Here is a 21561-nt window from a genome sequence, read left to right as displayed (position 1 = left end):
TCAACTTAACTTTAAATTATGAATACCTTCAACTTCTCTTTTTTTTCCAGATTCATCCAGTATGATGACCCTTTCGGTGCAGGCAATGCAGGGGTCTACACTGGCGTAGGTAGCCACGGCATCGGCCACGGTGGCCACATCATGCAGCATGTACTTGGCACAGGCATCGATGTTCATGATACTTGGAGTTCGAATGGAAATATTCTGTATTAGATTACCATTGGTCTCGATCATGTAGCTCACCTCACCTCGAGGTGCTTCGTTTCTCCAATCAGCATATCCCGGTGGTATGTCAATCTTTTTACGCACATCACCAGGGGGGATGTTCTCGATGACTTGTCTGATGAGGTACAGGGATATGGTGATCTCGTCGAAGCGATTCATCATCCGGGCATAGTTGTCTCCCTCTTTCCTCCAGATAACTTCAAAGTCCAGATGGTCATGGTAGGTGGGATGGTCCACTCTCCAGTCATGTTTAATACTGGATGCCCTTCCAATGGGGCCTACAGCATGGGCTTTTATGGCATCTTCATGGCTCATTTTCCCTACGTCTTTGGAACGCAGACCCAGAAGCGGTCCCTGATCGAACATCTCCACATACTTGGGATATTCTGCTTCAAATTCAGTGATAATCTTCAAGATACTGTCAAGGTGGGTTTTTTTAGCATCCATTCGCACTCCGCCCACCACATTCCAGCCCATATTAACTCGATTGCCAGTTAAAAGTTCTATGGCATCCATGATGGGTTCTCGAAGGGCTAACATGTACATGAAAAGGGTTTCATGCTCTATAGCTTTGAAATAGGTTGAATTGGCAATGAGATGGCTTTGAATACGGTCCAATTCATTGGTTAAAACTCTAAGGTACTGGGCACGTATCGGGGCCTGTTCACCGGATATCTTTTCAAAGGTCTCGGCAAAGGTTTGGGTGTGTATGTAGGAACATATTCCACAAACCCTTTCTGATAGATAAATAGCTTTTTGCCAGGTTTTACCCTGCATGACACGCTCTATTCCACGATGAACGTATCCATAATCGATTTCTGCACTTATGACCTTTTCTCCCTGAGTTTTAAGCTTTAATCGTAGGGGTTCTTTAAGTCCAGGGTGAATGGGTCCAATGGGTAGTATCATTCTTTTTCCCTCCCTCGGGCGGCAATGGCTCCTGGGGCCACGCTTAAGATGGCGGCTAGTATTTCTGAAGGTCTTGGCGGGCATCCTGAGACTTCCGCAGCTACGGGTATAAAATCAGAGACAGGTGCATAGACGCTACCTCCTTCCTGATTGAAAACGTCGCCAGTTAAGGGACAGTTACCCAGTGCCACCACTATTTTTGGTTCTGGGGCTTTGGTGTAAATTCTTCGAAGTTTCTCCACCCACTGTTCGGTCACAGCACCGGTAACCAGGATTACATCCGCCTCCCGGGGGTTGTTGTGTACGTAGATACCGTACTGTTCTAGATCATAGCGTGGTGATAGGAGGGCCACTACTTCAATATCGCAGCCGTTACACCCTCCGGTGTTAATTAAACATACATGTATGGAACTGCTTCTTATAATGTCTTTAAGGGATCTTACCATTTCTTTACCTCATTAAATATTCTAGAAGGTCTTTCCACCCATCTTCCAGGGCTTTTTTGTAATTTTTATTTTCCCAAATTATTTCCCGGGCTATTTTAGTCTTAATTTCATCTGCTTCCTGGGCACTCAACAGGTTCGTAACATCACAGAGCCAGCAGAGACGGAGATCAGCATCTATCCTTTCTTTCAGGCATCTTTCCTTGGAATTTTCGAAGCGGGCGTGTATTGCTTCTAAACTGGACATGTCCAGTCTTTTTATGAGAATATCCTCCAGATCTTCCTGTGAAATGTCCAGTTCCTTGGAGAAGGGTTTAATAATATCTTCCTGCCAGCGGTAACTCTTCACGATCCGCATCTTCATGGTGCGGAGAAGTTCTTCATCGTCGGGACTGCTATCGATAAGTTTATCCTCATTCATAGGGCCACCGTCCTTAAGAGCCAGATAATTCCACCCACCACCAGGCCGATTATGGTCTCGTACCTACCGTAACCAGGTCTCATTCCCAGTACCATGGCTACTAAAAACAGTCCAATGGCAATGGAAACATAAGAGGGGATAAAGGTTAATAGGGGGCTGTTAAGGGTTAGGAACCATCCAATAATGGCTATTATCATGGCCAGGACATCTATTTTGTCAATGGCGAAGGGACTCTTGTATTTCTGGTAACTGAGCACCAGGCCCACCACAGATCCTAGTACGAATGATATCAAGTATAATAGGTAGGAAGTTTCGTTCATTTAATCACCGTTAAGCGGGTTTGAATAGGTAGATGAAGGATAATGCGAAGAAAACCACAACCAGGATGAAGGCTCCAGTCTCCAGTTTTTCTGAGAGGTGTATGCCTCCCTTACGGTACTGGAATAAGATCAGGACCATCAGGATTAGTACTCCTAAGGTCAGAGGCAGCACCACCATCCACTGCAGTGAAGCTGCCAGCCCGCTGGCCAGAGTGGCTCCGGCTGCTACCAGGGCTGTGAGGAACAGAATATCTCTTTCTTTTTCCATGCTATTAATTCTCCTTTTCTAGATTGACCTTTTAAAGCATTAATAATATGATGGACCCCACGATACCAATGAAGGCCAGGGTCACCTGGACCATTATGGAGTGGTTGGGGTTTAACAGGGGTGTGGTGGCATTTATGAAGGCCACAATGACACTGATGACCACCATACCCACCAGGTATCCCAGTAAACTTAAAGGGCCCAGGAATACAGTTAAAAATATCCAGAGCAGCATGTACCAGGCTATGGATTCGGAGATCATCAGGTATCCCCGGAGAAGACCGAAGTGTTCGGTTTCATATCCACTGATAATATCTTTTCCTTTGGTGATGGCAAAGGGGGAGTAGGGTGCCTTGGATAATATTAACACAAAGAACATCAAGGCCGCCAGGGGGATGGTGAACAGTAATGCCCCGTTCTGGGTCTGGTAAGCGGTAATATCGGAAAGAATCATGGTACCGGTTTTAAGGTAGATGATGATGAGCACTGCAAAAAGGGGTACCTCCGCGGCTGCTGAAAAAACAGCCCTTACGCAGCTGAGCTTTCCATAGGGGGATCCTGATGAGCTCCCGGCGTTATGCTCCACGATCTTATGCAGGGCGTAGATGGCGAATATCAGAAGTAATGATCCCTGGGTCACCGGACCCACGATCACTGCAGAAACCCATATAACACATAGAATACTGGCTATGGCGATATAAAATGGCATAGCGGCGGTTTTAGGGAATGATGACTCTTTAATATAAAATTTAAGGGTGTGCAGTAAATGTTGTATTATGGGTGGTCCGGGTCGCATCTGTATCCTGGCCATGACCTTCCGCTGGAGTCCAAATAGTAGACTGCCTAGCAGGAAAGCAATAGTCACGTTCAGGAGTATGTTAAACATTAAATTCATCTTTTCACCTTAATATCCGATGAATGGTTCTCTGGCACGCTCGTCTTCTTCTTCTTTCTTACTACTGGCCATGATTAAGAGACCAAAGCTAAGGATGGATAGGGGTATGAACAGTATAGCTATGGCGTAAACGATCCAGGCGGGAGGGTTTGCCAGCAGGGCGTATATAATCCCTCCTATGGATATTATGAACATCAGATAACTTGTTATGGTCAGGGTCTTCATTAAGATTCACCTAGTTCTTGCTATTTTTAGAATGGTTTGTTTATTATTAAAAGCACCTCTATGGCCCTTACAATCACCAGTAGGGATGATAGGTGTATGATCAGGATAAAGGGTGATCCTGGGGTACGGAACATTTCGGCCTTGGTGGCGTAGAATGGTGCCACCCCTGTTTCTCCGATGATTCCCATGAGGAGCAGGATGGATCCGAAGGTCATCATGGAGGTTACGTAGGGCATTTTCACCAGTTCCAGGAGACTTAAAGTCCCGGTAGATGCCAGGAGGATGGCGGCTCCACCGAAAAGTGGTAGTGATGCCATCATGGCGATTAGGCCATACTGGAAGGCAGCATTTAAGACATCAACCTGCCTCACGGCAGACACGATACCGATATTCACGATACCAATGAGAGTCACGAACAGGGTGAAGTTGAACAGATCTCCTGTGATCATGGCTCCGGCAGTGGCCAGTCCGCATACAATGGCCAGGAAACGGCGGATCTTAAACTCTTGCAGATCAACTTTAACCTCTTTATCTTTCAAGGTCCCGAACTCGGCTTCTACCTGGGTTTCGGTACGGCTGATGGCAATGAGGGTGGTGAAGGCCAGGGCTCCTCCAAACATGAAGAGGTTGAAGGGAGTCAGGTACAGTACAATATCCCCCAGGGGGATGGTTCCTAAGAGTTGTCCTCCGATAGTTGCTAAGTCCATGTTTTTCTACTCCTTCTTGAATTCTTCACGAGTCAACATTCCAATAAGCCCCACCTTAGAGGCCACCTTGATCAGTAGACCGAAGGCTGATAACATCAGTCCCAGTAACCAGTATGGTGGACCTACAAAGAACAGTAAGAATCCCACTATCCAGAAGACCCAGGCAATACCTGACACGCCAGCTAATCCCTCAAACAACTCTACAGGCAGGCCTCGAGCGCTTTTGGATAATACATAGAACAATATTCCTCCACCAGCCACGGCACCCCCGGTGAAACCGCTGAGGAATATGCCGTAGGCAATCAGTAGAACCGCGATGAAGGTAGGGGCGGTTTTCAGAATTTCCATGTTTAAGGGTAAGGCAGTGGGGGCTAATTCTTTTCTACTTCTGCTGCTCTTGCGTATCTCTCTACTGAGGAGAATTTCAGAAATGGCCATTATTTCAGCTAACTCCACCACCAGTCCTGGCAGGATAAGGGCCTCGGCCAAATCGGTAGCTACTCCTGCCACGAAGATGAGCATGGCCACACCTACTATGTCGGTTAGGATTAATACTGATAAATCGTTCTTTTGAAATGATATGCCCAGAAGTCCAATAAGACCAGTTATCACTCCCACCCAGATGGCCACGGGATACAGGGATACAACTATCTGGGGTACTACTTCCGGGACAATCATTGTTCATCCTCCTCTTCTTCCCGGCGCATAGTGAAGTGTAGGGCCACCCAGCTGGCTATGATAAAGGCCATCATCAGAATGGTAGACTCCAGTATGGTGTCAAAACCACGGGTGTAGTAGAGTATCTCATCGATGAGGCCACCCGGTGATGAATATATGGAGGTACCATAGTAGAGTGTAGTGTCCTTAACCCCTATAGCTATGGGTGTAAGATAAGCTGTTATTTGGCCTAATTCAAGGGCATTTTGGGGATACTGGGCTCTAACAATACCTGTTTCTTCTAAAGGAACTCCTCCCCGGTCGTAGGGAGCCAGCGGATCTTGGTCATCTATTTGGCTTTGTGGTGTAGGACGGGGATATAATTGGTGATCATTAAGGCTTATGGGGATTATGAAACCGGCCAGCAAAATTAAGGCCAGTATTAATGCAAATAATCGGGGGATACGTTTAGGGTTGGCCAGGGAATTCCATATTCTTCCAATATTCACAGCTCCACCCCCATTTCTTCCAGGCGCACAATAGCCCTTAGTAGTATCAGAGTAATGATAGCTGTAGCAGCAATGAAGGTTAGAAGGGCTATGGTATGGTTATATGTTAAAAATATTAATGAAACACCTACTGCAGGTATTTCAGTGTTGATAGTTCGAACCAGGGGATCCTTAACCCCGGGGCCAATCACCGTGGCGATGCTGCCCAAAATTACCAGGGCACAACCCGTGTAGAACCAGATCTGGACTTCAAGCAAGGTTCCCTTCCTCCTCTTCTTGTCTTTGGTTACGAATATCCTGAATCTTAGTTATACCAATCAGGAATATGACCGTGGCTATGGGGTCGAAGATGGCGGCGGCCATGGCCACGTCCAGGTATTTGGCAGATACGATCATACCAATGAATCCTCCCTGGAGGAGGCTGAGCATTATAACTTTATCCACAGGCTTAGGCAGGACAATGATACCTATCGTACCTATAATGAGTACCGCTGCCGATACAGTGGTAAGAGTAATCCATTCCAGCATTTATTTCACCAGGATCTCCTTTTTAACCCTTCCAATAGAGTAAGCTATGGCGTTGGAGCTTATAGTTGAGGCTACAAAATAGGTGATGGCCATTATTGCTCCGAAGGGCGTTTGAATGTATAAAACTATGAGTGCAGATATGGCGAAGCTCATGGCGTTTAAATATAACATCCTTTCCGCCCGATCTTGGGCAATAAGGACTCTCAGGGCCATGAGAACAACTATGATGCCTAATATCTCCATGAACATGATTTCACCTTCTAAGTCAGTTTCGTGTGGCGCCCCATCTTTTGGGCCAGCTTACCCAGCAGAAGGGAGGCTGAAGGATGTGCTAATCCCTGGATGGTGACGATGGCCAGTACCATGCCCACAATATAGAATTCAGGTTTCATTCCCACCAGGGAAGTAAGATATATAATAACGGTGATGCTCAGGGCACCGGTGGTCCCGGCGTATCCTGGGTCCGCACAGAGCCGGTTACCAAAGTAGACTAATGTAGCGGCGATAAGTCCTCCTTCAGGGATGCCAATGGCGTAACTACCTACTGATGCCAGTAACGTCCCGGCTGATGCATCAGGGGAGCATACGATGTTGCCCTGGAAGAACCCACCGGCCAGGCTTCCACCTCTTCTTTTAACGGCCCTTCCAATAACCTCGGCACCTTTTACCCCTGGTTTTTCAGGCAGACCCATCCAGGTATCGATGAATACGAAGTTCAGCCAGCAAATGATGGTGGCCATTATGATTCCAATTATCTCGTTCATTATGAATCCTCCGGTCGGGGTACTAATTTTTCCAGAAGGAATTTACAGAACAAAGCGGTGATAACTCCTACTGAGGCACCAACTATAAGTCCCTGGTATCCCAGTTGATCCAGCATGGCATAAAAACCAAGTGCTAGTATTGCCGTGGGAAAAATAACACTGATGGTCCAGGAATATCTCATTGGTCGTTCAGGCAGCAAAGGAAGCCTTAAAACCAGTCCTAGTATCACTGCCAGGCCCAGGGCCAGGAGATAACTGAGAACATTGACATGAATAATCATGATAAAACCTTATCCTAACTACTGTATATAAATGTTTTTAATCTCTCTTAAAGAGTTTTGCCTATCAAATATTAATAGGAGGATACTAAAATCTATTGGGGATAAAGGGAACAACCGTCTTCTTAAGAAAATAGCATATAAATTGATAGGAAGACAGTTGGGGACATTAACTTTCCACAGCACTATCCGGAGCTTACTATGAATAAAGACAGCTACTTCTCACTAATAATAGTCATATTAATAGTTATTGGGGTCTTATCTGTCACTTACATTATTATAAACCCTCAGCCCAGTGAAAAATTCACGGAATTCTATGTATTAAATGCAGAGGGGCAGGCTGGTAATTATCCAGTAAATTTAACCACTGGTGAAGCGGGTAAGATTTTCATGGTGGTGGTCAACCATGAGTACCAGCAGGTGGACTATCTTTTGGTGGTCAAGCTGGACAACTCCACTATTTACAATGAAGAATTCGCCCTATCCCATAGTGAAAAAAAGGAAATACCCCTGGAATTTGCAGCTCAAACCTCTAGTATTCAGAAGCTGGAGATGTTCCTGTATAAGCTTCCCGACACCAACAACGCCCATCGTTATCTATTCCTGCAATTGAATGTTTCTTGAGAAAGGCCATTATTTACCTTTTTTAGATAAGATGTGCTATTTATGGGTTGCATATGGTGGTGATTGTTATGGATATTGAAGTAGTTAATTTTAAGGATAAATTCCAGAAAGTGGATGAACTTCACAGCTACAAGATAATTGCCCAGATGAACGACTATTATTTCAAAATTGTAAAGGCCAAAAGGGAATTTATCTGGCACCGCCATCCAGAAACAGATGAAGCTTTTATAGTCATAGAGGGGAGCTTACAAATTGATCTTAAAAGTAAAACCTTGAATCTAGAAAAAGGGGATATGGTGGTTATACCCAGGGGGATTGAACATAAACCTTCCTGTAATGCAGAATGCCATCTTTTATTAATAGAACCTGTAGAAACTCTTAATACTGGTGATAAAGTCACGGATGAGACAGATGCTGATTTAGAATGGATATAAATGGTATTTTAATCAGATATGAGATGTATAAAAATTGATTTTAATCGGTAAAGACATAATTAAAGTTTGGAAAAGTTCTAAAAAACCCAAATAATGCAGGATTTCCTCACAGGTTGGTCATCAATGAGACACAAGAAAGTAGCAGTAACTGGTGGATTGGGATTTATTGGTTCCCACTTGGTGGAGGAACTTTCCCGAGAAAACCAGGTACTTATCATAGATAATGAATTCTCCGGCCACGTGGAGAACATAGAACACCTTCCCCTGGATAATATCAGCCTGGACTTGGGTGATATTAACCAGGTAGATCTGATTAGCATTTTTGAGGGTGTTGATTATGTTTTTCACCATGCTGCCTTGGCCAGTGTACCGTTAAGTGTTGAAAATCCTTTGCAATGCAATGAAGTAAACGTTACCGGCACTCTTAAAGTTTTAGACGCAGCCCGTCGAACTGGTGTAAAAAAGGTAGTAATGGCATCAAGTTCAGCGGTTTATGGTGATAACTATAATCTACCTTTATCTGAAAAAGAACCATTAAATCCTAAATCTCCCTACGCAGTAAGTAAAGCTGCAGGGGAATTATACTGCCAAGTATTTAGTGAAGTGTACGGACTACCAACTGTAGCCCTGCGATATTTTAACGTATTCGGCCCGCGCCAGGATCCTAACTCTCAATATGCGGCAGTAATACCTAAATTTATTTTATCTATCCTGATAGGTAAACAGCCAGTGATTTATGGTGACGGAGAACAGACCAGGGACTTCATATATGTCAAGGAAGTTGTGGAGGCCAACCTGAAGAGCGCAGAATCGGATATAACTGGCGTTTTTAACATTGCTAACGGCAACAGCCTCAGTATAAATAAACTGTTCGAAATGATCTCACAAATAATGGGAGAAGATCTAACCCCCCAGTACGAAGATGCTCGTCCAGGTGAAATAAAACATTCCCAGGCCAATGTAGATCTATCTAAATCTTTAGGATTCCGTCCTAAGAGTAACTTTAAAGATAATCTGATGGAGACGGTGCAATACTTCAGGGAGGATCATAAACTAAAAGCTTAAATTCATAGGGCTACATTAAATTAGATATAAATTTATGGATAATACTGTTCGAGGGTATCAGATGAATTGGAAAGATAAAAATGTGCTTATCACTGGTATAAGTGGTTTCGTAGGCTCTTATCTAGGGAGAGAACTAATAAAAAGAGAGGCCAATGTTCATGGCTTCATCAGAAGAAGGGCCGACGGTTCCATGCCTAAAAATTTAAAAGACCGGGGAGTTGCCGATAAGATAAATCTCATAGAAGGAGATTTAATTGATATAACTTCTCTTGCCAATGCATTTGATCAATCCCAACCAGACTATATTTTTCATCTGGCCGCCCAGTCATTTGTGGAGCGTTCCTTTCACAATGCAATAGAAACCCAGTACGCAAACTGTTTGGGAACTGCTAACCTTCTTGAAGCTGTACGTATCAAAGATTTAAGTACTAAAATTGTCTTTGCCGGAACCAGTGAGGAGTATGGCCTGGTTTTATCTTCAGAGGAACAGTACCAGAAAGCAAAGAAAGAATATGGCACAGTTTTCCCTGAACCCGAACATATACCAGAGGTACCAATAAAGGAAACCAATCCTTTAAGGCCCATGTCCCCCTATGCAGTCTCTAAAGTCTATGGCGATTTCCTGATGCGTAATTATTATCATTCTTATGGATTGGATAACGTGGTTTCCCGTGGATTTAATCATGAAGGGGCAGGGAGGGGTATAATGTTTGTTACTTCTGTTATTGCCCGGCAGATTATGAAGCTCAAATTTGGTGAACAAGATCGGATCCTAATCGGTAACCTCAACTCGCTCCGAGACTGGTCACACGTGGAGGATATTGTTAAAGGCTACCTGCTACTGGCAGATAAGGGTCTCAAGGGAGAAGTTTACAATCAGGGATCCATGCGCACCAACTCCGTCCTCAGTTACATCTTACTGGGATTGGAAGAAGCAGGCTGGAACATAAACAAAATTGAAACACTTAATGGTGAGAAAATAATAGATTATCCCACGGAGATGGACGAAGGCTCCATATTTGGTATCAAATTCCCGAAAACCAAGGTTGACCGGATGATTATGGAAGGGGAACTGGAGTACACCATCGCAGATAAGGGTATAGATGTGCACACCGACCAGGGAAAGGTTTTAATTGAATTTAACCCAGAAAGGTTCCGTCCCGCCGAGGTCCCCATATTACTTTCTGATACCAAAAAGATCCAAAAATTAGGAGCTGAAATAAAACACAGTTTAAGCGATATAACCAAACATCAGCTAAATCATTTCTTGAAAAGTGAAAATAGGTTATTATAAATGGTTTACATGCATCAATTTGAGGTTTAAGCCATTAAATGGCTATTTTTTATTTTATATCTTCTTATTCTCTATCTTATATCTTCTTATACCATTCTTCTATGATTGCTATTTAAAAATCCATTTTAGAAACTTCATCTTCCATGAATTCCCGGCATTTACTGGTGGGAGGTAAAAAATCACTCTCTAAATGAATGCCAATGGTGGGTAAGGGAACCCAGAGTTTCCATTTCTTACCCAGAAGTAACTGTTTACGGTTATAGCGCCATGCCAGGCGTATTACTTTATAGTAGAGATGTTCTTTTCGGTTTTTTATGGTCTTAAAGGGATTGAACATGTTGTATTTAGTTAGACTCATCCACACACTGGCATCATGATTACCGTGTGTGTAGCTTTCGAAAACTTCTCTGGTCTTTTTCAGGGTGGTTTTATCAGTCAGGAAGGTGAGGCATGTTGATGACGCGGTTCTCCAGTGCCGGATGGATGAGGCCTTTACCTGGTAAGGATGTTCATGTAACTTTAGAAGGTAGTCATCGGGATGGTCGTAGGGTGATACAAAATTCACATCATCATTCTCTTTCAACAGTTCTAACATCTCACTAAACTGGTTTGGCATGTAAAAGTAATCATCCTCAGCAAAATAAACTGTGTCCGAAAATTTCTGTTCCAGAAGTATTTTAATTTGAAGGGCAAAGGTGGCCAAATTACCCACTCCCTCTAAATTAATCAGCTCTAAATCTTCATCCTCAAAATATTTTTTAAAGAGTTCTTCATACTCGGGAGGGCAGCCATCCAATAAAACGAAAATTTTAGCTTTTAAATCTCCTAAACTATTTTTAAATGATTTCAGACAGAATTCAGATAGTTTATACTTATCATCCTTAAAAACTGGGGGGACTTTAGAAACCCGGGGGTATATCCGGTAGGCTACGCTGAGATCATAGTTTTTCTTGGCTTCTAAAGTCATATTATCACTTTTTTTCCATGGTTAATGGATAGCGGACCAACTCAATCCTGATCCTCAATTTCATGATCCTCAATTTCGGACTGGAAAAATTCAATAGTTCTTCTGATACCTTCATCCAGGGAGATTTCAGGTTTCCACTGGAGACATTCCACGGCCTTAGTGATGTCTGGTTTTCTCATTTTGGGATCATCCCGGGGTAAAGGTTTGAAGATTATTTTGGAGTTGGAACCTGTTTTTTCAATGATTATCTGGGCGAAATCAATTATTTTATATTCATCGGGGTTGCCCAGATTTAAAACCCTATAATCAATCTCTTCCTGCTCTGCCACTAGAACAATACCTTCAACCAGATCATCCACATAGCAAAAACTGCGGGTTTGACTTCCATCACCATAAACCGTTAGATCCATGCCTTTCAAAGCTTGGAAGATGAAGTTAGGAACCACCCTACCGTCTTCCAATTTCATACGAGGACCGTAGGTATTGAAGATTCGGACGATCCGGACATCCAGCCCATATTCCCGATAGTAAGCCATGGATAATGCTTCAGAAAACCTTTTAGCTTCGTCATAAACGGAGCGAGGGCCCACCGGATTGACATTTCCCCTATAACTTTCGGGTTGGGGATGGATCTGGGGGTCACCATAAACCTCCGATGTGGATGCAAATATGTATCTGGATTTTTTTTCCTTAGCTAAGTTTAGAACATGGGATGTTCCAACAGAATCAACCATAAGGGTCTCTATTGGGAAATTTAAATAATCAACAGGACTAGCAGGACAGGCAAAATGTAAAATAAGATCCAGGTGGCCTGCATAATTTAATCCGGTGATAATATCCCTTTCAATAAATTCAAAATTCTGGTTTGAAGAGAGATGTTCCAAGTTTTCTGGATTCCCACTCAGGAAATTATCTACCCCAATAACGTACCATCCTTCTTTAATAAACCGATCACAGAGATGACTCCCAATAAAACCGGCTGCGCCGGTGATGAGAACTTTTTTCATTTAAGGTTTCTCCGATTGATTAGTATTTTCTCTTCCAACACTGTAATACTCAAATCCCTCCATAATCTCGGATTCAAACATGTTCCGACCATCAATGATTATGGGTAGCCTCATAAGATTTTTTACCTTATTTAAGTCTGCATTTTTGAATTCATCCCATTCGGTGATTAAGAGAAGGGCATCAGAGTCTTTTAAAGCCTCATATTTATCTGAACAGTACCTTATGTTCTCATTCTCAGGGAATAAATTCTGGAAGTTTTCCCCGGCCTGGGGATCGTACAATCGCAAATTAGCATCGGTTTCATAAAGTTTTCTTACTATATCGATGGAGGGTGCCTCTCTGATATCATCGGTGTCCGGTTTAAAGGCCAGACCCCAGATGGTTATATTCTTGTCTTTATTAATCCACAGCACATTTTCCACTTTTTCCAAAAATCGTTCCCGCATCTGGGAATTAATTTTCTCGGTTTCCCTTAAAAGACCAAAATCCAATCCATGGTCCTCTGCTATTTTTATAAAGGCCCTGACATCCTTGGGAAAACAGGAGCCACCATAACCGATACCAGCATTAAGGAAGGATCTTCCGATTCTCTGGTCATATCCAATTCCATCGGCGATCATATTAACATCAATCCCCACCTTTTCGCATAATTCCGCCACCATGTTAATGTATGAAATTTTCATGGCCAGAAAAGAGTTAGATGCATGTTTTATAAGTTCTGCCGCAGCCGGTGTGGTTATGAGGAGCACATCACCTTTTTCAGTGAATGGCCTATACAGTTCCTGGAATATTTTATGGGCATTCTCACTTTCAACCCCCACCACAATCCTATCGGGATTGTTGAAGTCATATACACCGGTGCCTTCCCTTAAAAATTCGGGGTTAGAGGCCACATCGAACTGAATATTACCATTAGAATATCTTTGCACCGTCTTTTTAACCCACTGATGGGTATTCACCGGTACTGTGGACTTCTCAACGATCAATTTATAGTCAGTCATGTTCTCCGCAATTTGCCGAGCCACATCCTCAACCTGGGATAAATCAGCTTTCCCCGTTTCACTCTGAGGGGTTCCTACACAAATGAAAATAAGATCACTAAAATCTATGGCCCTTTTTATGTCATTAGTAAATTCTATGGTCCCTTTATCCAGGCATCTATTCAGAATTTCATCCAAACCCGGCTCATAAATATGTGATATGCCCTGATTGAGTTTGTCTAAATTTTTTGAAGTTTTTTTGGCGCATAAAACCTGGTTTCCTAGATCAGCAAAACATGCTGCGGTTACTAATCCCACGTATCCTGACCCTATAACTGTAATCTTCATTTAAATCACTTGTCCTGTCTATTCATTTAATTTTTTATAAAGTTTTTCACACAAATGTGACCAGCTAAAATTCTCTTCCATTAAACACATCTTCTGGTTGGGGTTACTCTCATATTTACGCCAGTTATTTATTAAATCCTCTAATCGGTTAGTTAACATGTCAACATTGTCAATTTCAAATAATTCACCATACTCTGTCACTTTAAGAACATCCCGAGCTCCACCCACATCGGTTGAGACTAAATAATTCCCAAAATAAGCGGCTTCAACCAGGGCGATCCCAAAACTCTCTCTCCGGGAGGTAAAACAGAATATCCTGGACTGAGCATAATACTGGTAAATTTTTTCCCGATCCTCTATAAAACCTGCCAGATAGACCTTTTCCTTTAAATGGGGGTTGTTTTGAAAATATTCATTTACATAGTCCTGAAATTGGTCCTCAAAATCACCAACCAATATTAATTTCCAGTTTCTAAAATCTCTAATTTTAGAAAAAGCCTCTAATAATACTTCCGTGGCCTTTTCTTTGGACCCCAATCTCCCCACTGTTAATATGTAATCTTTTTTATTGTCTGTCTGGATTTGATTCTTTTTTATGTGTATATCCACCCCATTGGGCATATAGATAAGTTTACCCTGGTAATTTAAGTTGCTGTTCAAGAGTCTATGATAATTCTCTTCAGTTTCCACGCTTAAAACATCAACCAGATATTTAAGAATAAAGTTCCGTACGAAAGGCCAGAAACCTTCATCTTCGGCTAAAAACGTGGTTAGATCATAATCAGCATCCAGTTTAGCGTATATTTTACCGTTCCAGTTCATTGACTTGTAAATTAAAAAGTAAATCAGAATGTTCAGTGTATCGTGAAAGTGGAAAACATGCAATACATCAATGCTTCTTGAGTTACGGAGTAGATACAGGATGATGTCATATTTATGATTTTTAAATCTCTTTTTAATGAAATTTAACTTGAAGTTCTTGTTTTTCAAGTCATGATCCATGTAGCTATAATCATCGTTGGGATAAGTGACTATGGATGCCTGGTAATTGAATAACTTGCCCATGGTAAAGGGGATCATGCCCACATCCTTGATTAACTGGAAGTTATATAGATGGGGAAATATACAAACGTAATTTGGTTCTTCCGCATGGTCCAACAGCATCACATCGTGTTATAAGGGTTGAAGATTATTCTAATATGGTTTTAATATGGAATCTTTATCAGTTTATGGAACTTGTTGTCATAAAGTATATATTAAATTGGGGGTTATTAGAACTAATTTCAGCCGATGATAGATTTTAGTTATTTAATATAGTTATTTAATAATGAAATAGCTTATAAATCAATAACTGTATTTTTTTCTTTCACATGGGGATGTTCGATACTATTTGAGTTAAATATTCTTAAAGCAAATAGAGATAAAGGGAATAAGGGAATCAAATGATGTAAAAATATTGCTGGAGCCAGAAACTTTACCGAAGCCATAGACTTCAGCATATTCTTGGCAATGACGAGAACATTAATATTAAACCAGGGATTTAAATGAGCAGAGTACGTAAAATAGCAAAAAATACCACTATGTTATTCATTTCCCAGATTATAACTTACATAATGGGTTTTTTCATAACCATGTACAGTGCACGCTACCTGGGTGCAGAAGGATTCGGTATCATATCCCTGGCACTGGCCATTACCGGTATTTTAGTAGTTTTCACTGATCTGGGGTTGGGAACCCTTACGGTTAGGGAAGTAGCCCGGGATAAATCTCTGGTTGATAAGTATACCAGTAATGTGGCGGTTATAAAATTAATGCTGGCACTTTTTACCTTTATTTTAACTGCAGTTATAGTGTATCTTTTTGGATATACAGATGAGATTAAGGTAGTAGTCTACATAATCACTGGATCCACCCTTATCAATGCCCTATCTGGGATTTTCTATCCCATCTTCCAGTCCTATGAAAAAATGGAATTCCAATCTATTGCCAATGTACTTAACAGTTCCATAATGCTTATTGGGACATTTTTTGTAATTTTTAATAATTTAGGCATATATTCCTTTGCCACACTTTATATGGTGTCGAATATAGTGGTTTTTATCTTCATTGTTTCGGTATACATTCGAGAATTCCAATTCCCCTCATTTAATATCGATTTGGGGTTTTGGAAACCCACTCTGATGATGGCTTTGCCACTCTCTCTGGTAAGCATATTTTCATTGATTGCATACCGAGTCGACACCATCCTCCTGTCCCTACTTAAGGGCAGCACGGTGGTTGGCTGGTACAGCGCATCTTATCGTTTGATGGAGGTTTTCCTGTTCTTACCGGGAGTTTTTGCCACTGCTGTGTTCCCAGTATTTTCCAGTCTCCATCTATCCTCACACGAAACTTTGAAACTATCCTATCAGAAGTCTTTCAAGTATCTGGCCATCTTATCGATACCAGTATCAGTAGGAACCACTGTCTTAGCCCCAGAAATAGTATTGTTAATCTATAAAAGTGCCTTTACCCCTTCCATCATTATTTTACAGATTCTTATATGGGCCATACCCATCACCTTCCTTAATTATATCTTTGGAACTATACTGCCGGCCATGAATCGTCAGAACGTGCTTTTGAAGGTGACTTTCCTCTCCATGATTATTAATATTGCTCTGAACCTGGTTTTAATCCCCACATATAGCTATGTAGGCGCAGCGGTGGTGACCGTAGTCACTGAATTATTCATATTCATTTTATGTCTGTTCATCCTTTCCCGAACCTTCAGTAAAGTGCGTCTGCAGGATGTCTTTTTTAAACCAGTGGTGGCCAGTATTATTATGCTCCTTTTCCTGCTGTACTTTAAAACCAACCTGTTTCTGGAGATCGCCCTGGGAGCACTAATCTATTTTGTGGTTCTATTTGCTATTCGCACCTTCCAAGATGATGATTGGGATATCCTCCGTCAGATAATGGGAAGAAAATAGGGAAAGAAAGTGAGATATGGCCGCTGATTGCTGCAGAACCGGGTGAGGAAAGGAATAAACTAGGGAAGAACTGGGCTGGATGGTTCAAAACCGGATGTTCTATAAAACCTTCCTTAATAAAAGTCCCAGGTTAATAATAATTCCTGAAATAAAGCCTGAAAGCATCCCTTCGTTCTTCTTGAAGTATAAAATGCGGTTCGTATGGAGTTTAGGATATTCAATTCCTTTTTTTTGTGAAGCTGATACCAGGTGCACCATACTCACGGTGGGGTCATAATATATTTTGAAATTAGCTTCATTAACTCTAAAGCAATAGTCAATGTCTTCCACGGTAAAGAAGAAATCTTCATCCAGCATTCCGATGGTTTCAATAACCCTTCTTCTAATAAGCATAAATGCACCGATAACTGCCCCCACGACTCGAGGTTCCTTCCAGGATTCAGAGTCTAGATACCGATCATAACTTCTCAATAGCAAATACTCAACCATCAAACCCTTAATGGATGGTAATCGAGCACAAGTCATTTGAAAAGTACCATCTTCCCCTACCAGTTTTGGAGCCCATATCCCACAATCCAGATTTTCCTCTAAAAATCTGATTCCAGTCTCCAATACTTCATGGCTGATAAAAGCATCATTATTTAGAAGCAGAACATAGTCTCCCCTGCTGATACTGATACCTTGGTTGTTGGCCTTAGAAAAGCCCAGGTTCTTTTCATTTTCGATGATTTTAACATCTCGTGGCAATAACTTTCTCAGGATACTGGCAGTTTCTTGGGCACTGTTATCAACAATAATTGTCTCGGTATGGATCTTAGCTTCTTCTGAAGCTTCAGTTAAATGATTAACACATTTTACTGTTAGTTCAGGGTTTTTATAATTCAGAATAATTACCGAAAGTTCGGGTTCCTTTTCCATACAGTATTCTCCAATAAAGATACTAATTAATGGGATCTCTTTTCATATAATTCTAGAAGTACACATTATAAATTCAAAACCTGTCCGGTCCTTAACTTATGGAAATATTATCACCAAATTAAACTAACCCCCGGTTCATGAGCAAATTCCAACATTAATGTCGCTGTCTCCTCTAACCACTAATATCCAATAAAATCAGATAAAAATAAATGAAAAGTAACAATAAGTTACAAATAAATAATTGAATCCAAATTCACTCTAAAAAATGGTCTATTTCAGGATGTCAGATTAAAAAATTTATATTATCTAAATTCATGTGATACTATGGCACCTCGGGTTTCGGTGATTGTTCTCAATTGGAATGGTTGGGAGGATACGGTGGAGTGTTTGGAGTCGTTGTATCGGGTGGATTATCCGTGTTTTGATGTGGTGGTGGTGGATAATGCTTCGGAGGATGATTCTCTTTCTCGGATTAGGGAGTATTGTCGGGGTGATCTGGGGGTGGAGTCTCCTTTCTTTACTTACACTTCCCGGAATAAGCCCATTGAGGTTTTGGAACTGACTGAAGAGCAGGTCCGGAGCAGTATACCTGAAAAAGAAAAAAATGTTCCTGATCCATCCAACTCCACCCCAGAAGTTCGGAAAGAGCTCGTCCTCATCAAAAACCACAAAAACCACGGTTTCGCAGATGGGAACAATATTGGCATGATATTTGTCATGGAAAACTTCAATCCACAATATATTCTTCTTCTTAATAACGACACAGTGGTGGATGAAAATTTTATGGCTGAAATGGTTAGCTTAGCTGAAGAAGAAAAGGAGATCGGATTTGTAGGATCTAAGACCTTTTTTTATCATGATAAAAATGTTTTACAAGCTGCAGGTGGAGGTTATATTGATCTCATGAGGGGTGAATCTCATGAGCTGGGCTTTGGAGAATTTGATACGGGTCAGTATGATAAGATCTATGAACTAGATTATGTGGGTGGTTCCTGCCTGCTGGTAACAAGAACTGTTATAAAAGATATTGGTCTTTTGGATTCAAGGTTATTCATGTACTGGGAGGATGTGGATTGGTGTTTTACCGGAAGAGAACATGGTTATACATCTTTATATGCATTTAAGTCCAGGATATGGCATAAATACGGAACTTCCAGTGAAAACTATTTAAAAACGTATTATCATAATCGAAACAGGCTTTATTTTATTAGGAAACACGCCGATAAGAAAGTCTACCAGAAATTTTTAAAACACTTTCTCAAGGATGTTATGGTGGAAAGCGGATATCAATTAATCTACCAACGAAACTGGTCCATGTTTAAGGCCTTAATCAATGGAACTGTTCAGGGAATAAAACTGGGCCGGAATATTAGAAAATCTAAAAAATAAAATAAATTAAAAAGAAGCTAAAGCGTTTAAAGGCTAAAAAGGGTGAAAATTTCATGAAAATAGCAGTATTCCATAACTTGCCATCTGGAGGGGCCAAAAGGGCCCTTTATGGTTATGTAGATTACCTGGATAAAGAGGGGCATGAAGTGGATGTTTTTGTCCCCTCCACTGCTAATGAACAGTTTTTACCCCTGAAAAATGTTTCCAGGAATTTAGAAGTCTTTCCAGTTAAAAAAACAGGGACAGGATACTTATATTCATCCTTGAAATACGTTCCACCCATCATTAAATCCATCTCCCTGTGGGATTTAGAAAAAACTCATAAACAAATTGCGGAAAGAATTAACTCGGCCGACTACGACCTGGTCTTCAGTGAACAGGATCAGTTCACCATGACCCCGTTTTTTTTGAAATACATAAAAAAGCCAACTGTTTACTACTGCCCCCAGCCTCCGCGTAATGAAGCCATTTTAGAAGCAATATCACACCGGAAAAGACAAATAAATTTACTGAAAAGGCTGGTATTTGATTACGCAGATAACAAGGATTTGAAGCTGGATAAAAATAATATTTCCCATGCTAAATATATTTTAACCAATTCTTACTTCACCAGAGAATCCATACTAAGAGTCTACGGTGTTAACTCCTTCGTATCCTACCTTGGAATCGATACAGATTTATTCCAGCCCCAGAAAGTTACCGAAGAAAATTTGGTCTTATCAGTGGGAAGCTGCCGCCCATCCAAGGGCTATGACTTCTTGATACGGTCTTTAGCATTAATCGAACCCGAAGTCCGCCCTAGACTGGTAATCGTCTCCAACTTCTCCGAGCCAGGGTGGGAGGAATACCTCCAAAATTTAGCCTCTTGTTTGAATGTTTGTATGGATATCCTAAATTTAATCGATGATATAAAACTGGTTTCACTATACAATAGAGCCAAATTAGTACTTTATGCTCCCTATTTAGAACCCTTTGGACTGGTGCCCCTGGAAGCTATGAGTTGCGGCACTCCCGTGGTGGCGGTAAAGGAGGGGGGTGTTCGAGAAACGGTTATTCACGGAAAGACAGGATTACATACCGAACGTGATGAATCCCTCTTTGCAAAAGCAACCCTGGAACTTTTAAGCAACGATGAAAAAAGATATGAAATGTCAAAAAACGGCATGAAATATGTAAAAAAATACTGGACATTAAAACATGCCGGAGATAGGCTTTCCTGGCATCTAAACCGGTTAATGGATGAAAAATAGAAAGATAACCTTATTTTATAATTTTAATAAACAACTAAAAAAGATCAGTGCATTATCATGTTTCCTCGGGTTTCGGTGATTGTTCTCAATTGGAATGGTTGGGAGGATACGGTGGAGTGTTTGGAGTCGTTGTATCGGGTGGATTATCCGTGTTTTGATGTGGTGGTGGTGGATAATGCTTCGGAGGATGATTCTCTTTCTCGGATTAGGGAGTATTGTCGGGGTGATCTGGGGGTGGAGTCTCCTTTCTTTACTTACACTTCCCGGAATAAGCCCATTGAGGTTTTTGAACTGACTGAAGACCAGATAGAGGGAGGTTTAGGTGAAAATGATGGGAATAGTTTTAATTTTTATAATTCTAGCTCTTTATATAAACTTACCCTCATAAAAAATCGGGAGAATTATGGTTTTGCGGTGGGTAATAATATTGCTGTGGAGTATGCCCTGGAGATGTTTGACCCGGATTATGTTCTCCTTTTAAACAACGACACCATAGTTGATCCCCAGTTTCTACGTGAAATGATCAAGGCAACCGGAGAGGATCGGATTGGGATTGTCGGACCAAAATTATTGAATGCCACCGATCCCCATATCATTGATTCAGCCGGTCACGTGATTAGTTGGGGTAGGATAGTGGATCGTGGACATGGGGAGGTTGATGAAGGTCAATATGACCAAGATGTTAACGTTGTTGGGGCCATGGCCGCTGCTGCACTTTATAAAAGGGAGATGCTTTTGGATATAGGCCTCCTTGACATTAGTTACATAACCCTGGGAGAAGATGCCGATTTATCCTGGAGAGCTTATAACAATGGTTGGAAAGCTGTGTTCTCACCTAAAGCAATAGTATATCATAAAAGAGGCCGAACCATAACTAAAAAATCAGTGCTACCCGGCATGACCATTTTAAGTACCAAAAACACCACCAGATATGTGGTTAAAAATGGTAATAACAGTCACAAATTCCTCTATCTTTTCACACTCCTCAAAGAGGGATTGTTTGTTCTGGGCGGAAGTATTTTAAGGAAAAATAATGTTGATGCCCGTAAATATTCCACTGTACTTTTACACTCCTATTTTATAATTTTTAAAAGTATTTTTAGCTCTAAATAAACTTACTAACAACCAGATAATTACTAATAACCAGATAAAACAGATATCAAGTATAT

General features: G+C 41.3%; 28 protein-coding genes. 8 read left to right on the top strand and 20 right to left on the bottom strand.

Going from position 1 to position 21561, the window contains the following annotated elements; all coding sequences use genetic code 11:
* From FGU46_RS00765 to FGU46_RS00695, 15 genes are read right to left on the bottom strand one after another with little or no spacing between them, the layout of a single operon-like run.
* Positions 1-1134, bottom strand: coding sequence for a hydrogenase large subunit (locus FGU46_RS00765; RefSeq protein ID WP_286475526.1), 1134 nt, complete (start codon positions 1132-1134; stop codon positions 1-3).
* The gene (locus FGU46_RS00760; RefSeq protein WP_286475524.1) at positions 1131-1580 is read right to left on the bottom strand and encodes an NADH-quinone oxidoreductase subunit B family protein; all 450 of its coding nucleotides are present in this window, start codon (positions 1578-1580) and stop codon (positions 1131-1133) included. The genes FGU46_RS00765 and FGU46_RS00760 overlap by 4 nt, the downstream gene beginning before the upstream one ends.
* Before the next feature lie 4 nt (positions 1581-1584).
* The gene (locus tag FGU46_RS00755; protein WP_286475522.1) at positions 1585-1998 is read right to left on the bottom strand and encodes an EhaM family protein; all 414 of its coding nucleotides are present in this window, start codon (positions 1996-1998) and stop codon (positions 1585-1587) included.
* Positions 1995-2318 carry a DUF2104 domain-containing protein gene (locus FGU46_RS00750; RefSeq protein ID WP_286475520.1) on the bottom strand — a complete coding sequence of 108 codons (324 nt, stop codon included), beginning with the start codon at positions 2316-2318 and terminating at the stop codon, positions 1995-1997. Before FGU46_RS00750 ends, FGU46_RS00755 begins: the two co-directional genes overlap by 4 nt.
* Before the next feature lie 10 nt (positions 2319-2328).
* On the bottom strand, positions 2329-2586 hold the full coding sequence (locus FGU46_RS00745) for a hydrogenase (RefSeq protein ID WP_286475518.1): 258 nt from the start codon (positions 2584-2586) through the stop codon (positions 2329-2331).
* Between the two features lie 31 nt (positions 2587-2617).
* Complete coding sequence (locus FGU46_RS00740; protein WP_286475515.1) at positions 2618-3478, bottom strand: respiratory chain complex I subunit 1 family protein; 861 nt, start codon at positions 3476-3478, stop codon at positions 2618-2620.
* Positions 3479-3487: 9 nt separating this feature from the next.
* Positions 3488-3703 (bottom strand): DUF788 domain-containing protein, encoded by a 216-nt coding sequence (locus FGU46_RS00735; RefSeq protein ID WP_286475513.1) that lies wholly within the window; start codon positions 3701-3703, stop codon positions 3488-3490.
* A gap of 26 nt (positions 3704-3729) precedes the next feature.
* Positions 3730-4410 (bottom strand): proton-conducting transporter transmembrane domain-containing protein, encoded by a 681-nt coding sequence (locus FGU46_RS00730; RefSeq protein WP_286475511.1) that lies wholly within the window; start codon positions 4408-4410, stop codon positions 3730-3732.
* Positions 4411-4416: 6 nt separating this feature from the next.
* Positions 4417-5088: an EhaG family protein gene (locus FGU46_RS00725; protein ID WP_286475510.1), complete on the bottom strand. Its 672-nt coding sequence runs from the start codon at positions 5086-5088 to the stop codon at positions 4417-4419.
* Positions 5085-5576, bottom strand: coding sequence for an EhaF family protein (locus FGU46_RS00720; protein ID WP_286475508.1), 492 nt, complete (start codon positions 5574-5576; stop codon positions 5085-5087). Before FGU46_RS00720 ends, FGU46_RS00725 begins: the two co-directional genes overlap by 4 nt.
* Positions 5573-5833, bottom strand: coding sequence for an EhaE family protein (locus FGU46_RS00715; RefSeq protein WP_286475506.1), 261 nt, complete (start codon positions 5831-5833; stop codon positions 5573-5575). Before FGU46_RS00715 ends, FGU46_RS00720 begins: the two co-directional genes overlap by 4 nt.
* Positions 5826-6104, bottom strand: coding sequence for an EhaD family protein (locus FGU46_RS00710; protein WP_286475504.1), 279 nt, complete (start codon positions 6102-6104; stop codon positions 5826-5828). Before FGU46_RS00710 ends, FGU46_RS00715 begins: the two co-directional genes overlap by 8 nt.
* A complete protein-coding gene (locus tag FGU46_RS00705) occupies positions 6105-6353 on the bottom strand; it encodes a DUF2109 domain-containing protein (RefSeq protein ID WP_286475502.1) in 249 nt (82 codons plus the stop codon).
* An 11-nt stretch (positions 6354-6364) separates the two neighbouring features.
* Entirely contained in the window at positions 6365-6868 is a 504-nt protein-coding gene (locus FGU46_RS00700; RefSeq protein WP_286475500.1) for a hypothetical protein, read from the bottom strand.
* Positions 6868-7149, bottom strand: a complete 282-nt coding sequence (locus FGU46_RS00695; protein WP_286475499.1) for an energy-converting hydrogenase A subunit A EhaA — start codon at positions 7147-7149, stop codon at positions 6868-6870. Before FGU46_RS00695 ends, FGU46_RS00700 begins: the two co-directional genes overlap by 1 nt.
* Before the next feature lie 198 nt (positions 7150-7347).
* On the opposite strand from FGU46_RS00695, the gene FGU46_RS00690 reads away from it, so the two are divergent.
* The 4 genes from FGU46_RS00690 (at position 7348) to FGU46_RS00675 (ending at position 10563) form a co-directional block, all read left to right on the top strand.
* Complete coding sequence (locus FGU46_RS00690) at positions 7348-7770, top strand: DUF1616 domain-containing protein (RefSeq protein WP_286475496.1); 423 nt, start codon at positions 7348-7350, stop codon at positions 7768-7770.
* Positions 7771-7838: 68 nt separating this feature from the next.
* Positions 7839-8204 carry a cupin domain-containing protein gene (locus FGU46_RS00685; RefSeq protein ID WP_286475494.1) on the top strand — a complete coding sequence of 122 codons (366 nt, stop codon included), beginning with the start codon at positions 7839-7841 and terminating at the stop codon, positions 8202-8204.
* Between the two features lie 123 nt (positions 8205-8327).
* Positions 8328-9269, top strand: a complete 942-nt coding sequence (locus tag FGU46_RS00680) for an SDR family oxidoreductase (RefSeq protein WP_286475492.1) — start codon at positions 8328-8330, stop codon at positions 9267-9269.
* Between the two features lie 61 nt (positions 9270-9330).
* A complete protein-coding gene (locus FGU46_RS00675; protein WP_286475489.1) occupies positions 9331-10563 on the top strand; it encodes a GDP-mannose 4,6-dehydratase in 1233 nt (410 codons plus the stop codon).
* Between the two features lie 112 nt (positions 10564-10675).
* Here the strand turns inward: FGU46_RS00675 and FGU46_RS00670 are convergent, their stop codons facing one another.
* Genes FGU46_RS00670 through FGU46_RS00655 form a run of 4 tightly spaced genes read right to left on the bottom strand, consistent with a single transcriptional unit; the run spans position 10676 to position 15030 of the window.
* A complete protein-coding gene (locus FGU46_RS00670; protein ID WP_286475487.1) occupies positions 10676-11530 on the bottom strand; it encodes a glycosyltransferase in 855 nt (284 codons plus the stop codon).
* Between the two features lie 41 nt (positions 11531-11571).
* Positions 11572-12537, bottom strand: a complete 966-nt coding sequence (locus FGU46_RS00665; RefSeq protein ID WP_286475485.1) for a UDP-glucuronic acid decarboxylase family protein — start codon at positions 12535-12537, stop codon at positions 11572-11574.
* Positions 12538-13866 (bottom strand): UDP-glucose dehydrogenase family protein, encoded by a 1329-nt coding sequence (locus tag FGU46_RS00660; RefSeq protein WP_286475483.1) that lies wholly within the window; start codon positions 13864-13866, stop codon positions 12538-12540.
* An 18-nt stretch (positions 13867-13884) separates the two neighbouring features.
* On the bottom strand, positions 13885-15030 hold the full coding sequence (locus tag FGU46_RS00655) for a glycosyltransferase family 4 protein (RefSeq protein WP_286475481.1): 1146 nt from the start codon (positions 15028-15030) through the stop codon (positions 13885-13887).
* Between the two features lie 380 nt (positions 15031-15410).
* On the opposite strand from FGU46_RS00655, the gene FGU46_RS00650 reads away from it, so the two are divergent.
* Positions 15411-16835, top strand: coding sequence for a flippase (locus FGU46_RS00650; protein ID WP_286475479.1), 1425 nt, complete (start codon positions 15411-15413; stop codon positions 16833-16835).
* 99 nt (positions 16836-16934) lie between these two features.
* On the opposite strand, the gene FGU46_RS00645 is transcribed toward FGU46_RS00650, so the two are convergent.
* Positions 16935-17753, bottom strand: a complete 819-nt coding sequence (locus tag FGU46_RS00645; protein ID WP_286475477.1) for a glycosyltransferase family 2 protein — start codon at positions 17751-17753, stop codon at positions 16935-16937.
* A 324-nt stretch (positions 17754-18077) separates the two neighbouring features.
* Between FGU46_RS00645 and FGU46_RS00640 the strand changes: the two genes are divergently transcribed.
* From FGU46_RS00640 to FGU46_RS00630, 3 genes are read left to right on the top strand one after another with little or no spacing between them, the layout of a single operon-like run.
* A complete protein-coding gene (locus tag FGU46_RS00640) occupies positions 18078-19142 on the top strand; it encodes a glycosyltransferase family 2 protein (RefSeq protein ID WP_286475475.1) in 1065 nt (354 codons plus the stop codon).
* 53 nt (positions 19143-19195) lie between these two features.
* Positions 19196-20392, top strand: coding sequence for a glycosyltransferase family 4 protein (locus tag FGU46_RS00635; RefSeq protein WP_286475473.1), 1197 nt, complete (start codon positions 19196-19198; stop codon positions 20390-20392).
* Between the two features lie 57 nt (positions 20393-20449).
* Positions 20450-21505 (top strand): glycosyltransferase family 2 protein, encoded by a 1056-nt coding sequence (locus tag FGU46_RS00630; protein ID WP_286475471.1) that lies wholly within the window; start codon positions 20450-20452, stop codon positions 21503-21505.
* Positions 21506-21561: the final 56 nt, after the last annotated feature.

It is taken from the genome of Methanobacterium sp. CWC-01, assembly GCF_030323845.1.
GTDB lineage: Archaea > Methanobacteriota > Methanobacteria > Methanobacteriales > Methanobacteriaceae > Methanobacterium > Methanobacterium aridiramus.
Note: the sequence above shows the minus strand (reverse complement) of the source record. Positions and strands in the feature narration are given on the sequence as shown.

Coding starts and splice junctions, on each gene's coding strand:
- FGU46_RS00765 (WP_286475526.1), bottom strand. CDS start 1,134: ATGATACTACCCATTGGACCCATTCACCCTGGACTTAAAGAACCCCTA.
- FGU46_RS00760 (WP_286475524.1), bottom strand. CDS start 1,580: ATGGTAAGATCCCTTAAAGACATTATAAGAAGCAGTTCCATACATGTA.
- FGU46_RS00755 (WP_286475522.1), bottom strand. CDS start 1,998: ATGAATGAGGATAAACTTATCGATAGCAGTCCCGACGATGAAGAACTT.
- FGU46_RS00750 (WP_286475520.1), bottom strand. CDS start 2,318: ATGAACGAAACTTCCTACCTATTATACTTGATATCATTCGTACTAGGA.
- FGU46_RS00745 (WP_286475518.1), bottom strand. CDS start 2,586: ATGGAAAAAGAAAGAGATATTCTGTTCCTCACAGCCCTGGTAGCAGCC.
- FGU46_RS00740 (WP_286475515.1), bottom strand. CDS start 3,478: ATGAATTTAATGTTTAACATACTCCTGAACGTGACTATTGCTTTCCTG.
- FGU46_RS00735 (WP_286475513.1), bottom strand. CDS start 3,703: ATGAAGACCCTGACCATAACAAGTTATCTGATGTTCATAATATCCATA.
- FGU46_RS00730 (WP_286475511.1), bottom strand. CDS start 4,410: ATGGACTTAGCAACTATCGGAGGACAACTCTTAGGAACCATCCCCCTG.
- FGU46_RS00725 (WP_286475510.1), bottom strand. CDS start 5,088: ATGATTGTCCCGGAAGTAGTACCCCAGATAGTTGTATCCCTGTATCCC.
- FGU46_RS00710 (WP_286475504.1), bottom strand. CDS start 6,104: ATGCTGGAATGGATTACTCTTACCACTGTATCGGCAGCGGTACTCATT.
- FGU46_RS00705 (WP_286475502.1), bottom strand. CDS start 6,353: ATGTTCATGGAGATATTAGGCATCATAGTTGTTCTCATGGCCCTGAGA.
- FGU46_RS00700 (WP_286475500.1), bottom strand. CDS start 6,868: ATGAACGAGATAATTGGAATCATAATGGCCACCATCATTTGCTGGCTG.
- FGU46_RS00695 (WP_286475499.1), bottom strand. CDS start 7,149: ATGATTATTCATGTCAATGTTCTCAGTTATCTCCTGGCCCTGGGCCTG.
- FGU46_RS00690 (WP_286475496.1), top strand. CDS start 7,348: ATGAATAAAGACAGCTACTTCTCACTAATAATAGTCATATTAATAGTT.
- FGU46_RS00685 (WP_286475494.1), top strand. CDS start 7,839: ATGGATATTGAAGTAGTTAATTTTAAGGATAAATTCCAGAAAGTGGAT.
- FGU46_RS00680 (WP_286475492.1), top strand. CDS start 8,328: ATGAGACACAAGAAAGTAGCAGTAACTGGTGGATTGGGATTTATTGGT.
- FGU46_RS00675 (WP_286475489.1), top strand. CDS start 9,331: ATGAATTGGAAAGATAAAAATGTGCTTATCACTGGTATAAGTGGTTTC.
- FGU46_RS00670 (WP_286475487.1), bottom strand. CDS start 11,530: ATGACTTTAGAAGCCAAGAAAAACTATGATCTCAGCGTAGCCTACCGG.
- FGU46_RS00665 (WP_286475485.1), bottom strand. CDS start 12,537: ATGAAAAAAGTTCTCATCACCGGCGCAGCCGGTTTTATTGGGAGTCAT.
- FGU46_RS00660 (WP_286475483.1), bottom strand. CDS start 13,866: ATGAAGATTACAGTTATAGGGTCAGGATACGTGGGATTAGTAACCGCA.
- FGU46_RS00655 (WP_286475481.1), bottom strand. CDS start 15,030: ATGCTGTTGGACCATGCGGAAGAACCAAATTACGTTTGTATATTTCCC.
- FGU46_RS00650 (WP_286475479.1), top strand. CDS start 15,411: ATGAGCAGAGTACGTAAAATAGCAAAAAATACCACTATGTTATTCATT.
- FGU46_RS00645 (WP_286475477.1), bottom strand. CDS start 17,753: ATGGAAAAGGAACCCGAACTTTCGGTAATTATTCTGAATTATAAAAAC.
- FGU46_RS00640 (WP_286475475.1), top strand. CDS start 18,078: ATGGCACCTCGGGTTTCGGTGATTGTTCTCAATTGGAATGGTTGGGAG.
- FGU46_RS00635 (WP_286475473.1), top strand. CDS start 19,196: ATGAAAATAGCAGTATTCCATAACTTGCCATCTGGAGGGGCCAAAAGG.
- FGU46_RS00630 (WP_286475471.1), top strand. CDS start 20,450: ATGTTTCCTCGGGTTTCGGTGATTGTTCTCAATTGGAATGGTTGGGAG.